A 2,640-nucleotide genomic window follows, 5' to 3' on the forward strand; every position below is an offset into this window, starting at 1 on the left:
CAGTTCAACTCGATCCACGAAAAGCTCATCGCCGGCTGGAGCGACTGGGCCGGAAAAACCGGCGGCCTGATGCACTTTGCCGCGACCGGCGCCAGCCGCGAGGATTGCGGCAACCTCGACTACCTGCGCGACACGGCGATCCAGGCGGGGCTCGACACCTTCGCCCTCGACATCGGCGAAATCGGCTGGGACGCGGCGCGCGGCTGCTTCGTCGATCTGGAAGAGCGCCCGATCCGTTCCCTCTTCAAGCTCTACCCCTGGGAGTGGCTGCTGCGCGAGGACTTCGGGCTCCACCTGGCGCACGCCGGCTGCCGCTACCTCGAACCGCCGTGGAAGATGCTCCTCAGCAACAAGGGGATCCTCGCCGTCCTGTGGGAACTCTTCGCCGGGCACCCCAATCTGCTGCCGACTTTTTTCGAGGCGCAGCGGCCCGCCGGCGACGTGGTGCGCAAACCGCTCTACTCGCGGGAAGGGGCCAACATCACCGTCGTGCGGGGCGGCGTCGAGACGACGACCCCGGGGAGCTACGGGGAGGAAGGATTCGTCTGGCAGGCGTACTCCCCCCTCCCCTGCTTCACCGGCAACTATCCGGTGATCGGCTCGTGGATCGTCAATCACGAAGCCTGCGGCATCGGCATCCGCGAAGACCGCAGCGAGATCACCACCGACGCCAGCCGTTTCGTCCCCCATTTCTTTGCGGAGTGAAGCCCATGCCCCTGACCATCAGCGAATCGCTTGCCGGCCTGCCGGTTTTTCTCGCCTACTTCGGCCTCGCCCTCGCCTTTTGCGTCCTCTACTGCGTCCTCTACGTGCGGATCACCCCCTACGCCGAGTACCGGCTGATCCGCGAAGGGAAGATCGCCCCGGCGATCAGCTTCTCGGGGGCAATCCTCGGCTTCGTCATCCCCCTGGCGAGCGCCGTTTCGCACAGCATCAGCCTCCTGGACATGATCGCCTGGGGGGCGATCGCCTTCGTCGTGCAGATTCTCGTCTTCTTCGTGACGCAGAAAATCTTCTCCTCCCTGGCTCACGACATGGAAAACGACCGCATTCCCTCCGGCATCATGCTCGCGGTCTTCTCGATCGCCGCGGGGATTCTGAATGCCGCGTGCATGACCTATTGACGAAGGGAGCCACCCCATGTCCTTCCTCACCATCCTCTACCGCCTCGCCCTCGCCTTCTGGGTCGGCGGCGTCGCCCTCTTCACCTTCGTCCTCACCCCCATCCTCTTCAGGACCCAGCCGCGCGACCTGGCCGGCAAGATCGTCGGCGTCCTCTTCCCCGGCTATTTCCGCTGGGGGCTCGCCTGCGGCGCCGTCGCCCTGCTCTGCCTGCTGCTGCAGCGCGGCCGGCACTTCCTCCCGGCCCTAGCGCTCCTCGTCCTGATGCTGGCGGCCACTTCCTTTCAGGCCATGGTCATCGAGCCGAAGACGGCGGCCCTCAAGCAGCAGATCGGCTCCTTCGAGACCACCCCCAAGGAAGACCCCCTGCGGCGGGAGTTCGCCCGCCTGCATGGCATCTCGGCCGCCTGCAACCTCGCCGTTTTCGTCGGCGGCGTGGTGCTGGTGGTGCTGCTGTGAGGCGGAGGCTGCGCTGACCCTTTCGTCGCGTAGCACCCGCTAGAGGAGTTGCCGTCATGCCCAAACCGCCCATCAGTAAAGACGTCGGCCGCTATTTCCTCACCGACCGCATCCGTGACGAGGTCGACTGGGGGCGGACGCCGCAAGCCCAGGGCGTCATGCCGCCGCCGGTGCAGAAACCAGTTCCGGCCGGCGCCGTACCAATCCCGCTGCCGGGGCCACAGGCCTGGTGCATCCCGTCCTGCGAACTGACCGCGGCGATTGCCCGCCGGGAGAGCCACCGGCGGTTTCTGCCCCATCCCCTGCGCCTCGACGAGCTCGCCTTTCTGCTCTGGAGCACCCAGGGCGTCCGCGCTCATCTGCACGCGGCAGCGGTGCTGCGCAGCGTCCCCTCGGCCGGCTGCCGGCACCCCTTCGAGACCTATCTCGCAGTGCAGCGGGTCGAAGAACTCGCCCCCGGGCTCTACCGCTATCTCCCCCTCGACCATGCGCTGCTGCCGGAGAAGACCCCCGACCACCTGGGCGCTCGCCTCGCCGCCGCCTGCCGGGGCCAGCGCTTTGCCGCCGAGGCGGCAGTCTCCTTTGTCTGGGCCGTCGTCGCCGCCCGTACCGAGTGGCGCTACGCCGAGGCCGCCTACAAGGTGATCGCCCTCGACGCCGGGCACCTCTGCCAGAACCTTTACCTCGCCTGCGAGGCCATCGGCGCCGGCACTTGCGCCATCGCCGCTTACGACCAGGACCGGGCTGACGAACTGCTCGGAGTGGACGGCGAGGAGGAGTTCGCCATCTACATCGCGCCGGTGGGCAAGGTGGCTCAACCCGGCCCCGCCTGACCTGCGAGATGACTTCGCCGCCGCAGGTGATAAGGTTTATGCGTAACGTCGAGTTTCACGACATCGTGGCAGCAGTACTCGCGGAAGGAGGAATCCCATGATCGGACGGGCAAGGATAGTCGTACTTCTGGCCGCCTTCGTTTCAATTTTCGGCTGTGTTGCCCTCGAGCCCGGTTTTGAAACACCGACGGTGGGCGTCAGCTCTTTTCGCTCCATCCCCTCGGAG

Annotated in this window: 4 protein-coding genes; all 4 read left to right on the plus strand. The window is 66.6% G+C overall.

Annotated features, from left to right (window positions below):
- The coding region (locus VD811_08410) for a glutathionylspermidine synthase family protein (protein HXV20994.1) at positions 1-705 on the plus strand (705 nt) is incomplete at its 5' end.
- A 5-nt stretch (positions 706-710) separates the two neighbouring features.
- Complete coding sequence (locus VD811_08415) at positions 711-1,124, plus strand: DUF350 domain-containing protein (GenBank protein ID HXV20995.1); 414 nt, start codon at positions 711-713, stop codon at positions 1,122-1,124.
- A 16-nt stretch (positions 1,125-1,140) separates the two neighbouring features.
- Positions 1,141-1,581, plus strand: a complete 441-nt coding sequence (locus VD811_08420; GenBank protein HXV20996.1) for a DUF4149 domain-containing protein — start codon at positions 1,141-1,143, stop codon at positions 1,579-1,581.
- A 56-nt stretch (positions 1,582-1,637) separates the two neighbouring features.
- On the plus strand, positions 1,638-2,414 hold the full coding sequence (locus tag VD811_08425; protein HXV20997.1) for a SagB/ThcOx family dehydrogenase: 777 nt from the start codon (positions 1,638-1,640) through the stop codon (positions 2,412-2,414).
- Positions 2,415-2,640: the final 226 nt, after the last annotated feature.

Source organism: Desulfuromonadales bacterium, assembly GCA_035620395.1.
Classification (GTDB): domain Bacteria; phylum Desulfobacterota; class Desulfuromonadia; order Desulfuromonadales; family DASPGW01; genus DASPGW01.

What these genes read in the sequence shown, in the direction of transcription:
- VD811_08415 (HXV20995.1), top strand. Translation starts at nt 711, where the DNA reads ATGCCCCTGACCATCAGCGAATCGCTTGCCGGCCTGCCGGTTTTTCTC.
- VD811_08420 (HXV20996.1), top strand. Translation starts at nt 1,141, where the DNA reads ATGTCCTTCCTCACCATCCTCTACCGCCTCGCCCTCGCCTTCTGGGTC.
- VD811_08425 (HXV20997.1), top strand. Translation starts at nt 1,638, where the DNA reads ATGCCCAAACCGCCCATCAGTAAAGACGTCGGCCGCTATTTCCTCACC.